Source organism: Candidatus Nitrospira nitrificans (assembly GCF_001458775.1).
Classification (GTDB): Bacteria; Nitrospirota; Nitrospiria; order Nitrospirales; family Nitrospiraceae; genus Nitrospira_D; species Nitrospira_D nitrificans.
The window spans coordinates 49797-69460 of sequence record NZ_CZPZ01000007.1 but is presented as its reverse complement, the minus strand read 5'-3'; the positions used below and the strand labels follow the sequence as shown (position 1 = coordinate 69460).

14 protein-coding genes are annotated in these 19664 nt (G+C 59.8%); all 14 read right to left on the bottom strand.

Annotated elements, in window-relative coordinates:
- Positions 1-131 precede the first annotated feature (131 nt).
- Positions 132-1952, bottom strand: coding sequence for a citrate/2-methylcitrate synthase (locus COMA2_RS05865; protein WP_090895516.1), 1821 nt, complete (start codon positions 1950-1952; stop codon positions 132-134).
- An 86-nt stretch (positions 1953-2038) separates the two neighbouring features.
- Positions 2039-3238, bottom strand: a complete 1200-nt coding sequence (locus tag COMA2_RS05860; RefSeq protein WP_090895515.1) for an ATP citrate lyase citrate-binding domain-containing protein — start codon at positions 3236-3238, stop codon at positions 2039-2041.
- A gap of 357 nt (positions 3239-3595) precedes the next feature.
- The gene (locus tag COMA2_RS05855; RefSeq protein WP_090895513.1) at positions 3596-5005 is read right to left on the bottom strand and encodes a hypothetical protein; all 1410 of its coding nucleotides are present in this window, start codon (positions 5003-5005) and stop codon (positions 3596-3598) included.
- Positions 5006-5196: 191 nt separating this feature from the next.
- Positions 5197-5943, bottom strand: a complete 747-nt coding sequence (locus COMA2_RS05850; protein ID WP_090895512.1) for a hypothetical protein — start codon at positions 5941-5943, stop codon at positions 5197-5199.
- A gap of 110 nt (positions 5944-6053) precedes the next feature.
- Positions 6054-8012 (bottom strand): ComEA family DNA-binding protein, encoded by a 1959-nt coding sequence (locus COMA2_RS05845; protein WP_090895510.1) that lies wholly within the window; start codon positions 8010-8012, stop codon positions 6054-6056.
- A gap of 12 nt (positions 8013-8024) precedes the next feature.
- Positions 8025-9806: a PA14 domain-containing protein gene (locus tag COMA2_RS05840; RefSeq protein ID WP_090895509.1), complete on the bottom strand. Its 1782-nt coding sequence runs from the start codon at positions 9804-9806 to the stop codon at positions 8025-8027.
- A 14-nt stretch (positions 9807-9820) separates the two neighbouring features.
- A complete protein-coding gene (locus COMA2_RS05835; protein ID WP_090895507.1) occupies positions 9821-11455 on the bottom strand; it encodes a hypothetical protein in 1635 nt (544 codons plus the stop codon).
- Positions 11448-13430 (bottom strand): putative baseplate assembly protein, encoded by a 1983-nt coding sequence (locus COMA2_RS05830; RefSeq protein ID WP_090895505.1) that lies wholly within the window; start codon positions 13428-13430, stop codon positions 11448-11450. Before COMA2_RS05830 ends, COMA2_RS05835 begins: the two co-directional genes overlap by 8 nt.
- A complete protein-coding gene (locus tag COMA2_RS05825) occupies positions 13430-16366 on the bottom strand; it encodes a putative baseplate assembly protein (RefSeq protein WP_090895504.1) in 2937 nt (978 codons plus the stop codon). The genes COMA2_RS05830 and COMA2_RS05825 overlap by 1 nt, the downstream gene beginning before the upstream one ends.
- Positions 16363-16785, bottom strand: a complete 423-nt coding sequence (locus COMA2_RS05820; protein WP_090895503.1) for a GPW/gp25 family protein — start codon at positions 16783-16785, stop codon at positions 16363-16365. Before COMA2_RS05820 ends, COMA2_RS05825 begins: the two co-directional genes overlap by 4 nt.
- A gap of 6 nt (positions 16786-16791) precedes the next feature.
- Positions 16792-17094 (bottom strand): PAAR domain-containing protein, encoded by a 303-nt coding sequence (locus tag COMA2_RS05815; RefSeq protein WP_090895500.1) that lies wholly within the window; start codon positions 17092-17094, stop codon positions 16792-16794.
- Positions 17095-17111: 17 nt separating this feature from the next.
- A complete protein-coding gene (locus COMA2_RS05810; protein WP_090895496.1) occupies positions 17112-17717 on the bottom strand; it encodes a phage baseplate assembly protein V in 606 nt (201 codons plus the stop codon).
- 2 nt (positions 17718-17719) lie between these two features.
- On the bottom strand, positions 17720-18979 hold the full coding sequence (locus COMA2_RS05805) for a phage late control D family protein (protein WP_217490640.1): 1260 nt from the start codon (positions 18977-18979) through the stop codon (positions 17720-17722).
- Complete coding sequence (locus COMA2_RS05800; protein WP_090895492.1) at positions 18976-19662, bottom strand: CIS tube protein; 687 nt, start codon at positions 19660-19662, stop codon at positions 18976-18978. Before COMA2_RS05800 ends, COMA2_RS05805 begins: the two co-directional genes overlap by 4 nt.
- Between the last annotated feature and the right edge of the window lie 2 nt (positions 19663-19664).

The following is a 19664-nucleotide window of genomic DNA, read 5'->3' as shown; positions in this document are numbered from 1 at the left end:
GGAGGCTAGGGAGTCACACCCCCCTTAACCCGTAAACGACTTGATACCGGTCCTGCGTAACGCGGGGCTTCCCGCAACCCTTCGAGCAACGGGACCTCCCGCAACTATGTCAACGGTGCGGCTGCACGGACCTATTTCAACGGCGGAACTTCCCGCCGTTTGGGCGCCGCGTAGTTCACCAGATAATCGAACAGCCGGATCAAGCGGCTGTCCTGACGTTTCTGATCGACCCAATGGCCGATCAACCCGATCGTGCGCGACAGGATGAAGAAGCCGTTCAAACTGTCGACCGGGAAGCCCAGATCGACCAACACGGCCGCCATCGTGCCGTCCACGTTCAGAATCAAATTGTCTTTCTTCGCCGCAGTCACCTGCTCTACCTGCAAGGCGAAGTCGAGACAGGGCGTCTTGATATTGAGACTTTTCACATAGCCCACAAGTTCTTTCACGCGCTTGTCCGGATTGCGCAGGCTCTTCACGCGGTGTCCGATGCCCGGCACCGGACCGACGTTCTTTTTCATGTAGGCCAGAAATTCATCCACATCCATCTTATGGTCGACCGCGTACTTAAACCAACGGCCCGCATCCGTAACCGCGCCGCCGAAACGGGGCCCGATCATGATCAAGCCGGCGGCCACCGCTTGCGACAAGCCGATACCGGCACAGGCCGCGAGAATCGTCGCATAGGCGCCGCTGACACAGGGGCCGTGGTCGGCGGACAGCATCATGATGCGCTTGATGATCTCGGCTTCCTGCTTCGAGATCAGCCGCTTGTCCCACAACAAGCCGATGACGTGGGGGATCTCATAGCCTTTATTGATGAGTTCGGAAGCCGGATAGCCGTCGTAGCACGGTTCGTCGCCGCGATCATCGCTGATGGTCGTGCGAATCAACGGCGCGACCATCACTTCGTCCGCCTTCATCGCCTCTTCGACGGACTTCGGCAGGCGCGGCAGCGCGGCCGGCTCGATCGGCTCTTTCACCTGGCCGGACTTGAGCAACTCCTGATAGGTGTCCTTGATCGCGGGTCCGAGCGCGCCGAACGTCGGCGGGACGATCGCGCCGGACTTCTTGAGCGCGTCGGATTTCGACCGAGCCGACCCCTCACCCTTCATCCCTTCCTTGGCGCCGGCATGGCCGAACTTCATTCCCTTGGGCAAACTCTCCTGACAGAATCCGGAAACGACGCCGATGAGTTTCACCCGACGCTTCTTCGCGCCATACCACTCGGCGGCCCGCTCTTCGAGATCGCCGCCCATTTCTCCGACGATGACGACCGCTTTGGTCTGCGGATCGTTCTCAAACATTTCCAGGTAGCTCACATAGTCGGTGCCGGGATAGGCATCGCCGCCGATGCCGATCGCCGTCGTAATGCCGTCGGCGAACTGCGAACAGATCCAGATGATTTCGTTGGAGAGACCGCCCGACTTGGTAATGACGCCGAACGAGCCCTCTCGATAGAGCTTCGACAGGACAAGATTGTCGAACGCGCCGCCGATCACACCCAAGCGACAGGCGCCGGCGGAGATGATGCCGATCGAGGACGGGCCGTTGAACACCTTGCCGAGCTTACGCGCATGGGCGCCGAGCAGCTTGGCGTCCTTTTCCGGCACACCCTCGGTAATCATCGAGACGACCTTGATGTGTGAATCGTCAAGGGCTTCCATTCCGCCCTTCATCGCGCGGTCCGCGCCGATATAGACAAGGCTCGTATTGATGGTCGGATGGTTCTTCGTCGCTTCGGCGATACTCTTGTAAACCGGGATCGCGATCAGCCCGCTGCCGTAAGGAATTTCGTTGGACTTGCCGGCGTCAGGCGGATAGACGAACGCCTCGACATTGAGCGGGCGCTTGATGAGGAAGCAGAACTCCGCCATGCGGCGAGCGGCGTTGACACCGGCGGCGCCTCCCTGAATCACAACGCGGGTGTCTTTATTAGCCAGAATGCTCATCGGAATCTCCCTCTTTCCTTTAGGACTGAGTGCTGAGGGCCGAGTACTGAGCGAGTCAAAGCCTCGCACTCAGTCCTCAGTCCGCGTTACTGTTTTTGCAGCGCTTTGTCGACGATGTCCGTCAGCGGGGTATTGCGATCGAAGACGTTGATATCGAAGCCCTCGTCCTTCAGCGCGCGCATCGCGTCAAGCCCTTCCTTTTCACGAGGTCCGCCGCGGCGCACCCAAATCTTGACCCCCTTCAACTTCCCGTCGCCCTTGGCCTTTCGGAAGCCATTGATGATGCCGCCGAACGTCTTCTTCACGTCGGTAAAATTGGCAATCGCTCCGCCGACGATGATGTTCTTGATGCCGGGCAACGAACAGATCTTTTCCGTCAGCACTTCCACGGCCCAATCCGGGGGATCGCCCGAATACTCGGCATAGTTCGCCAGCTTGCCGCCCCGCGCCACGACGGCGTCGGAGTAATAGACGCTCGCGCCGCCGCCGGCGGGAAGCATCGCGGTATCGCCGCCGGGAATTTCGATGAATTTGACGGACCCTTTGATCTTGCTGTCGACGGCCATGACTTCCATTTCGTCTTTGCTGTACGAACGGCCGAATTCCGCGGCGAACTGGAAATTCCAATCCGGGTGGCGAAACTTGGCGTCGCCATCGAGCAATGTCACGGCATCGAGCGCGACCAACTCGCCGTCGCTCTCGCGGGTCACGACGGGATTCACCTCGAGATACTGCGCATCTTCGTTGTCGAAGCAGCTGAACATCTTGCCGGCGAAGTCGGCCATCTTCTTCGCCAAGGCGCCGGTAAAACCTGCTTCTTTAGAAAGCTTTTCAAGCGCTTCAGGGGAGGGAGCCTGTCCCACTTCGAGGCACAACCGCTTCACGCGGTCCCAGTTCGATTCAACTTCGATTCCACCGCAGTTGGCCACGAGAATCTCGCTGCCTTCGCGGGTTGATTTCACGGCACAATAATATTCCTCTTTGTGGGCGATCATTTCAGAGACGATGACTTGCGAAACCGTAATGCTGCCGACCTGACGGCCGATCATGTCTTTGGTCGCCGCAACGGCGCCATTCAGATCGAGGCCCACCTTCACCAATCCGAGCTTGAACCGGGAACCGAGCGCTTCATGCGCTTTGGCGACCAATTTACTCTGCTTCATCCACTCGTTGGCGTGACCAAGCTTGGAGAGTTCGTCCGCTGAGGTCACAACCGCATAATGTGGGACGTGAATTCCCCACTTCTTCATCAATCCCATCCCGGGACCTTCCAACACCTTTGCCATGAGAGTTCTCCTTCGTATTCGACTCAGCCGATCAGGGAGCCGGATTGTAACGGAAATCAACGGGATGACTCAAGACACCAGAGGAACTAAAGTGAGGCGGATCAAAAGGCCTAGGGAGAGCGTGCGAATATAACTCAGTGAAATGTCGATAAGAGTCCCAGAAACCGCGGACGGACCGGGACGGCAACGGGTGATCTCTACCACGACGCACTCGGTCATGGCAATCAGTGCCTCTTACCGGTAGGGCTTTCGTGGGACCGAGATCGAACGTGATGCCGCTGAGCTCGCCCTTCCAGCCGGTCGCAATGCCGCGCGATGACCGTCGCGGCTACAATCCTTTTCCAGCCACAAGGACTGCTACGGTTCTCGCCCTCCCACCTGCACGGCTTCCGGCTCGTGGCAATAGGGCTCATCAAGAGCCATGGCGTTTTTGAGTGCGATACATGCCGCAGGCTCGGCATGGTTCCAATAGCGGACATGTGCCAGCCAGGTCTTCCCCCGGCACCTCGTGCCGTCCAAGGGAACATCGTGAATGCCGGTTCCAAAAAGGTGAGCCAGCTTCCCACCGATCATGTCTGCGGCGAAGAAAATATTTGTCCACCGAGTGCATGCGAACAAGGCCGCGTGGTGAAGCAGCTTCTTCGTTTTTTCTTTCTCACTCCACGTACCATCCGACAATTTGTACCGGTTTGAAAGACGGTCGATATCTCGCCGATCGTCCAGCTGAGGAGGGCAAGACGGCAGTTCGCGGTCCTGCTTTCGATCTGCCATATCGTATTTGCGATCCGCCAGCAGATAATCCGCATAGGCGAGTGGACTCCCGAGGGTAATGAGGTCCGTGACCTTCCAAGGCATGCCGAGCGATCGCTCTTCTTCCCCTAGCGCTTTCTGCATGACCCGGAATGATTTGAGCTCGCCCGCCGAGCCCGCGCACGCTTCGAGACGCTTCCTCATCGCCTCGTAATGCGCTTGCTTGGGTTCGGACGGCTTAGAATGTATCCAATGCATCTCCTGCCACAGGTGTGTCAGGATGTCATACGCGATCACGCTTCCAAGGCTATGTCCGACGACGATGATCCGATCATACCGTTGCATCGGTTCGTCGTGCAGCTTTCTCAAGACTTCGAGCCCCGCGTTTCGAATGGACTGCCGAACGGCGATATTCTCCGGAGCCGGCCGCAGATATCGGGCGGCATCGGCGAGATAGCCCAACGCCACCTTTCGAAACATGCCGCGCCCCCCATAGAGAACCAACCCAACCAAGCCGGCGGCAAACACAGTTTCTTGCGCGCGTCCGGTGACGGCCTGGTAAAGAGCGCCGGCCCCAGCCGCGACGACCATACCCCAGCTTCCCCACCAGATTAGACGGAGCCTGCCCGGGACCTCGGACGGCAGACGCCAAAGAAGCGTGAAAAACCAATCGCCCACATGCGCCAGGGTGGATCCCTGCATCAAGTGAGCCCAATACAATTCGTAGAAATCGGCCGGCTTTCCGGTTACCTCTTTCCCGGCGGCCATGCGCCGAAGATCCAGCACCTCAGACATACGATCCGGCTTACTGAACACATGAGGTTTCCTCTCTTCACGTTTCCCACCCTCAGGTGTTTGATCCTCCTTGTGGAGATAGAGCCCTTTGATGAGTTCCCGAAGCGTATTCATCGGTTGCTGATCGCCGATGCCATGGATGAGGACCACGGCCACACGCCCTCGCGGGAAATCCGGCGATTGGCCGACTTCTTCAGCTGTGATTCTGTCGCAACGAGCCACCGCGACTCCAACGGTTCACTGAGTCTGAGCGCGCAACACAATGACGCGACGGCGCGACGGACGATCGCCGGTCGAACTCTATCGATGTCGTCTCACCGCCAGCCCATTGCAATCAAGGTGACGCTGACGGTCCTGGGGGCTGCATGAATGCCCTTCAAGATCACACATTGCGGTCTCGCAGGCAGGGGGAGCTATCGCTCCTCATCACATTTCGCCGACAAATGTGCCTGCACCATGGCCGTGCTGAGCAGCACATGCCGTGAATCAAAAGAAAGCATGCCGATTTCTTCCCCCTTCATCCGCACGCGCGCAAGCACAATCCATGGACTCGTGGGGCACATCGGACACCCGACGACTCTCGTGTCGTTGACGCTGCGGCACAACGTATCCGATATTTGAAAGGCCTCGCCGTGTGAGTCAGGAAGGCTTTCCAAACATGTAATCTCAAAGCCATCGCGGACTCGCGAATACTCGCAGGCCGTCTCGTCACAGCCGCACCCAATCGGCGAAACACGCACTGGGTGCGATAGGCACTCCACGTACTTGATGGCGACATACAACTCTCCGGCTGAATCCACCGCCCGAGGAGTAACGGGAGCGCATGGATGATGACAAGGCGCGTCCTGCCCGGCGAGGCACCGAGCGAGATCAAACTGAACATCCTTGGGCACATAGATCTCATCGCCTTGAGGACTCAAGGCGTAGCCCGGACAAATCGTGATAGTCACAGACGCGCCCGATATCGGATTCGCCTTGACCTCCAAGCCGCACACAATGCCCCAGCCGTGCAGCAAGCGATTGTGCGCGCGCCGCTTGGCGCGATAATAGATCTGATCCTGCGTCAAGTCATCGGCCGTGATGAGCTGACGCGAATAGAAACGGGTGTGCTCGCTTTGTGTTACACAGCCATGGCCGGCCATCAGATCGTCACAGCTCATATGATGCTCCTCATTGGGTTTTCTTGGTCCAGTGTCAGTATGCATTCCGAGTGATCGTGATTCGCCGGACTCAACAATTTTTTTGGCTCGAGCAAGGCCTCACCACGCTATCAGAGCGCGATGATCTTCGACTGCATCTTTCGAACGACGGCGTCTGAAAGCTTTGCTCGTTTCAGGATATCCTGATGATTGCTGAACCAGCCCTGTTGTCGCTCGCGAATAATTGCCGTGGCTTGCGCTTTCGTCAGCCCGGCATCGGTCAACTCGCTCATGCTTGCCAAGTTAACACTGACCGGCATGGCTGAAAGATTCATGCCCTGCGTTTTTATCGCATTCATCATATGGGAGCCGAGAACAGGCGATGCGCCGGCCGCGGGATCATCAATCGGCAATCTTCCCAACTGAAGACGGAACCAGCTTTCAAAATCGCCGCCTTGGGTCAGGTTGCCGGAAGGATTTTTCCCGCCTCGTACCGGCGGGAGTCGCGCCATGTTGAGGCCGACCCGAGCGCCGATATTGTCGGCATCCAGCACGGCCTTTTCGTCGAATGCATTGTTTTCTCCCGGCGCCCAGACAAAATCACCCTTGAGACACAGACTGAATGTCGGCGGCGCGAGCTTTTTCTGAAAAGTGCCGATCTGACCCAGATACAACAAAATCGGCAAGAAGGAGTAGAAGTTCTGATGAGGAATGAAAGAAGCCGCGTAGGGATACCGCTCTCCCGTATGAGGAGTGGTCGGCGCTGGAGCCACGCCGGCGGGAACATCAACCGACAAAATATCTCCATAAATCTCAAACTCAAAGTAAACACCCAGCGGCTCGACGACGAGCGGACTTGCGGAGACCACTTTGACGAGAGGCAGTTTGAAGCGCACCGTCAATGTTTGCGGGTCAATACCCGCCAGCTTTCGGTTGAAATAAATGGTGAACGGCGGCGCGTTTTCGCCCTTGATGATCCTATCGATCAACAACGGCTGATCATCGGCGACCGTTAAAAACCTTGTGTTCGTGTCGTCTCTGAAGGGCTTCACGAAGCTCCATTCATACGAGGGCGGATTCCCCGGTAATCGCGCCAGATAGTCATACAGCGCATCGTGCGTCCATCCGATATCCAGAATCTTGGGCAGATCCGAATGAAGTCCGAGACCGTCTTTCCCATCGGCGCCGTCGCATCCCCGTGGAATTCCCAGCGCGAGAATGCGTGTGTCCTGTTCGCTCGTGTCGTCTATGGCCGCGGTCGGGTCCGCTTTGCAATCGAGCGGCGTCACAGTGACGCGATCAATGCCCGGTCCGGTATCCTCCTTTGGCCCTGCCGCTCCGCCCCCGGAGCGGCACAGCATCATCTCGAATAACGCCGGGTTGCTGTACGCCATGGGGCGCGCGCCGCAGACATCGACCGCCGTGATCTTCCCGTCGGTCAGCGTCACCTTGCTGACGATCACGACACAGGGCGTCGACTCGCCGTCGGCGCAGGCTCGCTTGGCCAAGACGGCGGAGACCTCCTCGCGCTTGGTTTCGGCATCCGGTCCCGACAAAGCAGCGCACAGCTTCTCGTCCAAAGCAGGCGGCAGCGACTGCGGCGCTCCGGACGCCACCTCCTTCACAAGGAACGCGTATTTCTCCACGATCGTCGAAGGGGCCATGCCGTTCACGGTATCGCAGTCCGTCACCAGCACCGGCGTAAAGTCCGTCGGACACTCGACATAGGCCAGGCAAAGGTAGACTTCGTGGATTCCACCGGACGGCAGCGGGGACGGCACCCACAGGCCTCGATCGTCGGTCGTTTGCCAAGGGTTGATCGTAACCGGTTCCGGCACCACGATTTCCCTTCCACACCCGTCAATGGCGACACCCGGCGAGATGCCTATCCGGTCGTCCGACCAGGTGACCGTGAGTCCGCACAATACACCCTTCCCGAGGCTCAGCCGATTGAGCATCCAGCGTTTCTGGTTCAGATAGCGCTGTTCATCAAGCAGGCTGCGCTCGTCGAGCAACTTGCCGTAGAAGTAATGATTGCGCTGCGGTGCAATGAGAGCGGAACAGGCACAGGGTTCGGTACAGTTGAACATGTTGTTCTCCCCTTAGCTGAGCGGCACAGACGCCTCCTCGGCTCGTGAGCGGCCGGAACCGTGCCGAAAGTTTGGTGGCGCTTCTCCACCCAGATACGAACCACCACCGAGCTCCGCGGCGCCCAACCGCATCGCGGGCCCAGGGCCGGCGACGACACTGTCGATACCGACTCGCGCCTGCGCACCCACGCGCATGCGTGGTTCGATCAGACAGAGCTGGAAATCGGTGTGCGCCGGCTTTTCCGTCTCAACCAGATCACGCAAGGCTTGACGCTGCGAGACAAGCGGCACCTGCGCGGCATAGACCATCGCCGTAAACAGATGCGCATAGTCGTCCGAGAGCGGCGCGCCGTACTCCTCGCCGGCCAAAGGTCGCCCTTGGCCTACGATCGAATGACCCACTTCCAACAATCCACAACCGTCATTCTGTTCCGGCGCGAAAGCGGCCGTCTCGTCCAGCACCGAATAGAGACAATCCTCCGGCACAATTTCCTGGCGCTGGCTCGCGCTCGACCAATGGAGCTCGATGAGCGCAACATCGCCTTTTTCGTAATACTCCAGCACGATCGGATACCAACGTCCTGCATCCAGCCTGATCTGACCGGCATCCGTCGCAACTGCGTGATCTGTCCAATTCTCGATGATTTTCTTGCCGCCGACCCACAACCGCACACCATCATCCGAAATGGTGCGAAAGGTGTAGGTTTCGCTGAAGCGCGACCGTACCTGCCCACTCCAACGGACCGAAAAATTATCAGCTGAAAACTGTCCCTGAGAAGGCACCGTGGTCAACGGCGACTGTCTGGCCCAATTAAAATCAATGGTCGGATCCACACGCGTGTAGCGCAGGATCTCAAACTTCGTTCCTTCGTAATAATCCCCCCGCAAGCCGGCAAGCCGGCGATCGGCATAGGTGAAACCCGGCACGATCATGCCATCGGGCGTGGCCGCGGCGAGCGCCGTATCAAGGCCCAAGCCCAACCCTTCGCCCAACCGCCACACCCGCCGCTCACGGAACGCTTCGAAGAGATGCAGAGTGACGCCCAAGGTGCGCCGCGCTATTTCACGCAAGCCGGCCGGGGTGCCGCGCTGCCGGTACAGAACCGGCGCATCAACCAACAACCGCCGTTGCTCCGGCTTCTCCATGCGAGCCAGCAACTCCAACGCGAGCCATGCCGCGAGGTTGCCCATATCGGCCTCGGCGACCGTGCGCGCATCGAACTCACGCGGCAGCGCTTCCAACGCACGATCCCAATCGCCGAGCTCGGAACGAAACAGCGCCAACCAGCGCTCCAGAAATCCGGTAGCCGCATCGTCACGTCGATAGATAGATGGCAAGTGGTCCAAATAGCTCGGCTGTCCCGTGGACGCCTGCACTTGGAGAAGCAGCGGCGTCGACTGGCCATCGTGGCTGCTCAGCGTGATGCGCAGCCAGATGAACCGGCTGCCGCCATCAATGAGCGTCCGCAGCAACACATCGAGTGACGGTGATCGTTTCCAAACCAGAGTGCCTATGGCTGTATCGCCGCTATGGCTCGCCGCAACGTCAAGCGACACCGATGTCTCGGGTGGAATCTCAGATTCAACCCACAAGCGGTCCCAGATATCGCCTTCACCTGCGTCCAACGGACCGGCGAGCAACGTGCCGGACTCCTCCACGACAGTTGAATCCGGAAAACCCTGTAATTGCAGCGTTCCGTCCGCACGCGCCGCAAGACCGGATAGCGACACTACCTCATCGTCCCAGCGGCGCTGATCGCGCAACACTCTATAGTGAGTCGGAAATTCCTTCATGGCTTACTCGACACTTACTCGACATAGAGGTTGTAAAGAATCTTGCCGCCGTTGGCTTCACCGTCAGGTCTCAACCCCACAGAAAATTCGATGACGTGCTGACCTTCAGCGAACGTGACGCCAGGCAGAAAATCCAACCTTATTGGGACAGCATCGATGGCCGGGTTGGCCAGTGGATGGTTGTCGGTACCGTCGCCCAAACCCAATTGCCATGCGGGTTTCTGGCTTCCAGGGACGCTGTCGACGATCTGATCGCGGATTGCAATCGTCTTGTTCACTCGATCGATTGCAATCTGCAGATTGTTAACAAAGGTGAGGGGATTCCCAGAGCGAGCATGGGACTTTACGCCATATTGATTGATGCTTGCACTGAACGGATGGGTATGTAGGTCACGCGTAGGCAACAAAGTGGATGGATCACCGGTGTCACCGGAGATCGTATGTCCGTGGCCCGTGTCGTCACGTACTTCCATCCCGACCCTTTCATGCATGTCCGCGATGTGAGGCACAGTCTGCCCGCCGGGGCCACTCGTTCCGACTGTCGTGACCATGCGAAGCATCATCGGCGGTGTGCCTGCATCAAACGTTGCATTGCCCGAGCCCGGAGCATTGATCGACATGGGACCGTCTGGGTACGGCAAGAACGCCGATGCGATTAGATTGGGTATGTCTCCAGGCGTCGGCGGGATCGTTCCGTTATAGGAAGAGTTGGAGACAAACCCAAATGCGCTGTGCGCATGGGTACTATTGACCGCGCTCAGCGTCGTCCCACTGTGTTTGTGTTGATCAATTGCACTGGCATGATCCGTGTTCGCGCCTTGCCCAACCCCGACGTCTGAACTGTGCGTGTGGATACCCATCTCCGTATAGCGAAGAGGTGAAAACTCGGCTCCTTTCAGAAAGAGTGTCACCGAATTAGGCTGCCTCCCACGAACATGGAAATAGACGCGTCCCACCACTTGTACATCTTTCCGCTCCTCTTCACCCTGTTTCGGTGGCGGAAAAGACTCCTTGGGTATAAACGCCACTTCTCTTTCCCCCTCCAACGCATATTGCCGCACCGTCGCCGCCGATGCGGCGCCGATGTAGCGTCTTGCGCCGGCGTCGATCTGGCGCACGCTCTTGCAGCCCTCAGCCAGCTCCACCCGCGCCAGCACAATCTGATTGCTGCCGGGATGCGGAACGAACGGCGCCCAGGAAAACTTCACCCGCGCCTGGATACGTGATGGCCCGCCCCAGTTCGTCGTCGACTTGTTCGCGCTCGTTCCCTCGGCGCGCACGGCACATCCGCCTTTCTCATAGGCGATGGTTTCTTCCGCGTACTCGATGACCAGATAATTGCCGACCACCGTGCTTTCGTCAGTGCCGGCATGGCTGTACACTTCCACCGTTGCCTCTTCGAGCAGAATGATCTCGCGGCCTTCGTGATCGAGCGCCAACCCGGGACCGACCGCGACGAACGGCGTATCTTTCTTCGGCCCTTCCATGATCGGTCGAACATCCAACCCCCGGGCGATCCCAGCCGAGTAGAGCGATTTATTGAGCCAGCGCTTGGTGCGGATGTGATAGTCCTGCTCTGCCTTGAAGTCCGCGGCCTCCAGCCGCTGGCCGTTGTGGTAATTCAGCCGCTCTAGGGGTTTCTCATTCATGGCAACCGCTCCCTTCATTCACCGTAATCTCGTGCATTCCGGACGCCACCAGACCGTGGCGGCATAGGGCGATGTTGCCGCAGCGACTCGCCGCTTGGCCGTCGACGCGCCACGCCACCTCTTCGACGTACGCCACACCCGGCACGTCATGCAGCAACGCCAGCAATTCCGCGCGATAGACGGCGCGACCGATCGGCCACCCCTGCCCATCCGGCCCGCCCGTCAATCGATGAAACCACTGATCGAGCGCGCGGCGTGCCTCACCGACCAGCGCGCGGCGGTCCACCCCGGGACGGGCCTGCAGGCGCGCGCTGACGGCGACGGTGGTGTACTGCGGGCCGACGACATGAATCTCGCCGGCGAGCAGGCGGCGCCGTTCCAGATACCGCTGGACGGTCGCAAGCAACGGAGCGGTCGGTTCAGGCCGCTCATCGGGACAAGATGGCAAGACGACCACGGTCGTGCTCCCGCTGACGGGAATGCAGCCTATGGCCGGATGATAGTCGGCAATCGCATGCGCGCGTACAATCGGCACACCGGGAGCGGCAAGCGCGAGCGATTCGAAGTCCGACAATGTGACCGCGCGGGTGGGGACGGCCAGCTCGCGCACTGCGCGCGCCTTGGCTCCTTCGAGCGTCTCGGCATCCGCCCCCCCGCAAGCCGCGAACGGCTGTTCTATCTGAACAGTCGGGTGGGGAGCCGTAGGATAAGCCAACGTTCCCGCCGCCACATTTCCGTCACTTCCGCCACCCGTCTGATATGCGACACTGACCTCCGCCTCGGCAGCGGGCACGCGCCCGATGCGGCCGTCGCCAAATAGCACGGCGCCGGCCTCCGTATCCACGACGCAGGTTCGGGTATGCGGTCCCAGGCCATCCCAAGACGGCGCAGCCTGCCAGTTGCCATCCGCTGTTCCGTTCTTCAACGTCACCGTGATCCTGACGCTGCCGGGCGCGACAGGTTTGTGGGCAAGCTCGAACCGTTGGCTCGCCAGACCTGTGCTGCAAAATGTAAGTGGCTGCACATCGACGGCGTGCCGTGCGGCGACCGTATTGATGGCGGCATGGACAATGCGCGGCGGGCAATCGTAGCCACCTCGTTCCAGTCGGCAGCGAATGAAGTATGTGCCGGCGGCGGCTGACAGAGGGACGCCGCCGGTTGCCTGTTGATCGAGCGCCGGCACTTTAAACCGCACGACCCCTGTAAGAGTGAGGGCTCGCGTCTCGTCCGCGACATCTTTCAGCGCATGCCATCGTCCTTTGCCTGCGTGGTATTCCCAGACCGTGCGCGCACTGTAATGCCGACGCCAGTCCGGCTGGTTCGGCGGCAAGCCTCGCGGGCACAAGCGTGCCGCTTCGTCATCAATGGCCGTTTGTTCAGCGACTAACCGCCCACGGGTGACATGATCCTCACATTCATTGCCCGTCCACAGACCCAGGGTGATCTCCGTATCCGCCGGCGCAAGCGGACGGTCGAAGCCGAGATAGAGCGCGTCTCCCGGCTGTGGTTGTTGGCCGAGCGGCACTATCCCAGCCTTCGCCATGCTGCGCGCCGTGAGATCTTCATAGACGCCACCCGCGCTTCTCATGACCGTCTTCAACCGGGTATCGGAGACGAACAGCTGTGCCGTCGTTTGAAACTCGACCTTCCCACCGTTGGATCGCACGGATATCCCGTTCGGCAGTAATTGCGCCGCGGCGGTCGTGCGAAACACCAGCATGGTCTCTGCTACCTGGGCCGGACGCAACACGACACCGGCCAGCCGCAGAAATGCGCGATAGGATTCATTGGGAATATTGTCGAGGCGATACGACGCGCCTTCAGCCAGCCACGCGAGCAATTCGAGAAGCGTAATGCCGGGATCGTGCGCGTTGTAGTCCGTCCAATCAGGCGCAAGCGCGGGCAGGCTGCCGCGGGCTTCGGCTACCAGTTCATCATAGGTGAGCCGGTCGAGCGTGGGTAACGGCAGCGGCATCAGCGTACCCCCACAGCGAGTTTGATTTCATGCGCCCCGGAGCAGATCAACGTGTCTCGCGGTACCGCCACAGATTGAGCCTGCTCGCCGCCGTCGACGGACCACTGTATATCGCGCGCGTAGTCCACACCCGTTGTAGACTCGATGACGGACGCGATATTGGACAGATGCACGTCTTCGCCGAACCCCCAGCCGTTTCCACATGGCCCCCCGGCCAATGGGTGCAAAAAACGAGTCAGGCTGTCGCGTACCTGCGCTTCCACTAACGCAGCTTCGGTCGGGTCCACGGGAATGATTTCCACCGCGATGTTAAGCGTCATGTACCGGGGTTCGATCACCCGCAAGCGGCGCACGACGCTCACAGGCACCCGCGCGCGCAGGTGCTCCGCGACCAACCGCTGCAATTCCGTCGAAGGCGTCGGCCGATCCTCGCTGCTGCGCGGCACGACAATGACCGTCATCCATCCTCGTTGCGCATGCCCGACCGGGCCGGTGAGAGCCAAACAACAGGCGCGCGCGACTTCCGGTGAAGCGTCACGAGCGACCCATTCAATATCAGAAGCGGTTATCGCGCGGTCACGATGACGCAAACGTTGCGGGCCACGATCGCGTATGGCTTCAAGCGGTTCGCTAGGGGCTCCGCCGGTGGCTGCGACCGGATTCGTCACATTCGCCACAAACGGCACGGCGCTGCGCAATTGCGTAACGGAACCACGCGGCACGTTGCCGATCATCCCGCCGCCGGATCGATAGGTCGTGACGATCCGGCTGCCTGCAGGCGGGATCATGCCCTGCGTCCCGTTGCCGAACCGAATCAATCCGGTGGCTCGTTCCAACACATAGGCACGGTCGCCTTGCTGCGCATCATACAGATGCGGGCGTTCGCGCCACCGCACCCAGGCGGCCGTGATCTTTTGACTCACAGGTTCGCGCTCATACCGTATATCCTCTTCAGGAACCTGGCGGGCAATGAGCTGCCAGCCTTCGCCCCTGCCGGCCCATTCCCTGATTTCGACGATCTCGCCGGCCAATACCGGGCTACGTAAGAAGCGCAAGGCCTGACGCGGCGTGCCGTCCGCCGTGCCGAGCATCTCCTGCTCGACTCGTACTCGGTGACCGGCCCAGACCCCGTTCAACCACACGCCACTGAGGGCCCGTTCCGTAAGTGCTACCCCGTCCTTGAGCCGCGCGCGAATTCGATAGATATGTCCGCCGAGCCCCGGCGCCGCGACCGCATCGGGGGGACCGATGAATTGCACCATCCCACTCTGGCGCAGGCCATGGGTTTCGTCGCGCACGCCAAGCTGCAACCAGCCGCTACGCGAGAGATATTCCCAGGTGAAAGCCGATGCAGTGCCCGGCGCAAACTCCTCCGCGCCCGACACCTGCGCATAGAGACTCACCAACCCGGCGGGCAATCGCTGATCAAAGCCGAAATGTAGCGCCGGACGCTCATCGGGAACCGGCCAGAAGGGATCGAAGCTCCGATCCGGCCATCGGACATCCTCGGTGTGATCTTCGAATTGAAACTCATTGCGGGTCAGACAGTGATCGAGGGGTTCCGGGTCGGTAAGATAGGTATAGGAAAGCGTGAGTTTGGAAACGACCGGAAGACTCGTCGCGTCCTTGAAACCTCCGCTCGTTATCCGTATGCGAAGCCACCGATTCTTCGTGCCGTTGAGTTCGCTCTCCTGCCAATCGGTAGGACAGTTGAAGGAGATGCGCTGGAGCTTTGGCTGGTCGCTATCGAATTTGTAGGCAGCCACCCCATTGACCGACGGTTCAACCCCTAACTTCTGCCATCCTCCATTACCATAGAACTCCCACATCATTGTCGGCTGGATATTTGAATCCAGAGAAACACCCTTCTCCAACAACTCGATGTCGATGTGTACCTTTGCCCCACCGCGCTGAAATACCTCGGCACTGGAGAGATAGAACACATTGAACCTGGCCGGCTGCTGGCCGAAGGGGTAAAACTCCTTGCTGACATCCAGACGCATAGCATCGGCAAATGCGGCATCCGGCAGCACATCTTTCTTCTTGAACTGCACGCGGATGCGCAGGTCGTTGACGGTAAGTGGATTGTGGCGCAGGTTCTCGCCACGGATCACCGGCGTGTTCAACGTGCCCCGTATCCAATAGGTCGCACGGCCATGAAACGTCTCTTTCTTGGCATCCGGCCCGCAGTTGAGTCGCAGCGCGATTTGACCGTCACGCGTGAGGCCACGAGTGGTGTCTTCTTCCTCGGCCAGTTGCAACGTGATCCAACCGACCTCGCTCAAGTACTGCCAACGGACATCCAGCGGCTTCTGCGGCGCGGCGTCCAGCGTGCACTGCAGCAGCAGCGTGATTTCGTGTCCGCCCAATTTGAACAGACGATCATGCCCCAGATAGATCGCATGTTCCGTGCGCGCCATATCGCCGAATACGGTGCATCCATCGGTCAATTTCGCGGAGTGATCGGCATAGGTATCGCGATCGGGATCTATGCTGTACAGTGCGGTGAGTTTGGCCCGCGCGAGGGTGACCGTGTGCTCCGTGAAGAACAGCACCGGTGAGGGATCGTTCTGAGGCGCCTCCGTGAGCAGTGACGGTGACGGCGGATGAGGCTGCGCGGCCAACTGGCTTTCGGCGGCGACCGTAACATCCACAGGACATTCCTGCGTCAACCGGAAGACGACCGGCACGCGGGCGGCTTGAGCCGGCAAGAGGGGTATCGCCAACATGTCGAGCATCGCGAGCAGATTGCGCTTCGGCAGTTCTCGAAACCCGAGGTCCAGCAGCTTTCGGTAGCGAGCCAGCACGTCAAGCAACGTCGCCGCCTTGGTCCCAGGCGTCACAGACCATTCCGGTGCGTATCCCGGCACCCGCCGCAGCAACGATTCCATGATCGTCCGTTGCTCCGACAGGCTCGTAGAAATCTGTCTGTTCACTCGCGGCCTTCCTGTAAATAAAACGGATAGACCAGGTTGTAGAACGTATTGGTCGCGCGCACCTGATACCGGATGTCGATGTCGAGGCGGTTCCGCGGAGGCCGGACGACCGTCACTGTAACTTCGCGTACATCGATACGTGGTTCCCACATCACGAGCGCCTGCTCCACGCGTTGCTTCACTAATGCAAGCGTAGTGTAGTTCGCCGGCTCGAAGACCATGGCCGGCAAACCGGAGCCAAAATCCGGACGCATGACGCGCTCGCCGGGGCTGGTTTCCAGAATGATACGGATCGCCTGACGAATATCGTCTTCATATTCGGCGCGCGCCACATCCTGCCCTGCGGCGTCCACTGCTACCGGAAAGGACCAACCGACACCGAGAAAGGCCTTGGCAGGGTCGAATGATTCAATGTTCATGGTGCATCAGCCTCCGATCTGAACCCTGTCGCATCCTGCCGTGATCGAATTGGATGAGCCGATCTCGACGACGTTGTCGTCTTTTCGCGCGGCAGGGAACCCGTTGATCAATACGGTGCTGCTTCCTTTGACCACCATTCCTCCTATGTGTTTCTTATTGGGACCGTCCGTATCTGAACATGCGTGGAAATCTATTCCTGCCCGCCACGCCGCCTTTCCACCGATCAAGACGTTCCGACTTCCCGGCCCCGGTCCTAACGGCGCCTGCAGATGTCCTGTCGAATCTCCGACTCGCGCCGCAGCCGGCATGGCATGCCTCCCGTGATCTACCCAATGGATATCTGCGATGAGGCGCCGCCCACTTGAATATTCGTGGCGTCCAATTTGATCGTGCGCGCTTCCAGCGTGATCGTCGCCTTCGCGGTGATCTTGAGCGTCCCGTCGCTGTTCAGACTGATCGTCACTGTGCCCTTGTCGTCCATGCCGATCTCGATCCCGTTCGGCTTGAGCGTCACATGCCGGCCCGCTTTCGTCTTGATGACAATGGACTGCTCGGTATCGTCGAAGGCGATCTCGAGCTCTTTGGGCGTCAGGATCACTCTCTTGGTGACAGGATCGCCTTCGCCCTGACGGGGTGGCGACTTGGTATCGTTCCATAGCCCGCCCATGACGAAGGCCTCGCTGCCGTCTCCCTGATGAAAGGCCACCAGCACTTCATCGTTCACTTGCGGCACGAAATACACGCCGGTATCCGGCGCGACGACCCGCGCCCATATTTCCCTTCCGCCGCGCCCAGCCAACCGGACTTTCACGCGGCCCATTTTCGTGTGATCGCAATTACGGATCACCTTGCCGGCCATCAAGCCGGACTTTCCCTCATCCGACTCAGTGTCTTTCAGTCCCGTTTGTGATTTCAGAAATTCGCCGCTCATGCTCAGGCTCCAATGCGTATATGCTGACCGAAAGGCTCAATCGTCACCGCCCCCTGTTCCTGTAGCGGGATCGAACCGAACCAGACCTCCTTGCGTACTTCGAAGCTCGTCTGATATCCCCCGCCGTCGATCGAATGCGTGGCGGACGTGACCCGATACAGACCACCGAATTGTTTGCCGACACCCTCCAGGCGCATCACTGTGCCGGCCTGAATGTTGGGATCTCCCACGCAACGACCGCTGCCCGTAAGACGGTTGTTCAACTTTGCCAAGAGCTTGCTGACCAGGACCCGCGGAGCGGTTTTGCTGCTGAGCGGTTCGTTCAGCACCATGACCGGATTCTTGTTCGCATCTTTCCCCATGGCCAGCTCAGGGGCGCCATAACCGGGAATGATGTCCAATGTGAGCGCGCTGCGATCCCAATCCCAACCGGCCGCCACCGTGAATTCCAAATCCAGCGCCGACACCCAGAAACTGACGGCCACCTTCGCTACTTGACCGACCGTGCTGATGCGCGGCGTAAAATCGATCAACGATCGGCCATACCGGAGCGTGACCGGGGACGCCGGCGACGAATCGATCAACGACAAGAAGTGCAACCGTCGCCCTCCCAACGGACCCTGGTGATCCATCACCATTTCCCATCCGTTTTCCGCGCAGAGGCGCCTGAGAAAATCGTAGTCGCTCTCCCCTCCCTGTCGTCGTATCAGTTTTTGTTGCGCATCCGGACTGCCGAACGCGAACGTGGCGGCCGCCTCAGCTCCTCCGATGATCACAGACAGCGCCGCGCCGATCGGGTCCATGATCGGCTGCAACAGATTTTCAGCCGCCACCATGGCGGCCACGGCCGTATCCGGAATCGGGAAATTCCCCAGGCACTCGGCAGGAATCGCAAACCAGCGCGCCTTGCTGCCTCGCTGCATGCGATGACGCAAATCCTGCGCCGAGACCGTCATCATCGGCGAGCCTCCGGCCGGAAAGGTGGGCGACAGCGCCACGATCTCGCCGACGAATTGTTGCCGCAGCGGATCCGGCGCATAGCCCATCGACAGAGCCAGCGCGTTGTCCAATTTGAGCAAGGGATGATCGAGCCACCGCAGATTTTCATTCGCGACAGCCAACTCCACGCGATCCGCTCCGTCCAATCCTGTCTGATAACTCACACTGGTGATCGAAGCGCGCAATGCGGCCGGCACCGCCTGGTCGTTAAGACGGACCTGAAACTCCGGCGCGTACCGCATGGCGGCGGTCGGCATGCTCATTGATAGACCTCGCCCGTTTCGATGCGCCGGTACGGCAGGCGTGGGATCACCAGCCGAAGGCCGGGCTGGAGCCGATGCGGATCGCTCACGCCGTTCGCCAGCGCGATCGGGCGCCACAGCCTCGGGTTGCCGTACTCCCGCCCGGCGATCGCGCTCAGTGTTTCGCCCGCCAGAACCAGATAGGTCTTGGTGTAGTCCGCAGTCTCGCGCTTGACCTCCTTGGCTTCGAGATCGGCATTGCGAAACTCGTTGAACGTCACGGTCACTCGCGCCCGCACCGGCACCCCGTCCGGCCGGAACATGATGTAGCGTTGGTTGGCGCGCGCCAGCACGCAGGTGAAGGACAGCGTCCCCCATGTGAACAGCAGCACGGGCGGCGCATGAATCGTGGGATCGATACTCATCAGATCGGTCACGCGCCGCGCCTGGATCCGCACATCGTCGCCCGCTTGGTTCACCGTGCGGCTGCCTGCGCGATGTTCCTCATAGGTGTCGAGGAACAATTCCATCTCGAGCGTTTGCATGTTGCCGTGCACGAACTGCAATAAGGGCCCGCTCAACCCCGGCACGGCGATCTGCGCATAATTGACGTCATGATTGAGGCTGTATTCCTCGGGATTGAACAGCACGGTGATGCGTTCATTGCGCGTGAGATTCATGATCGTGGCTTTTTCCAGCGCCATTG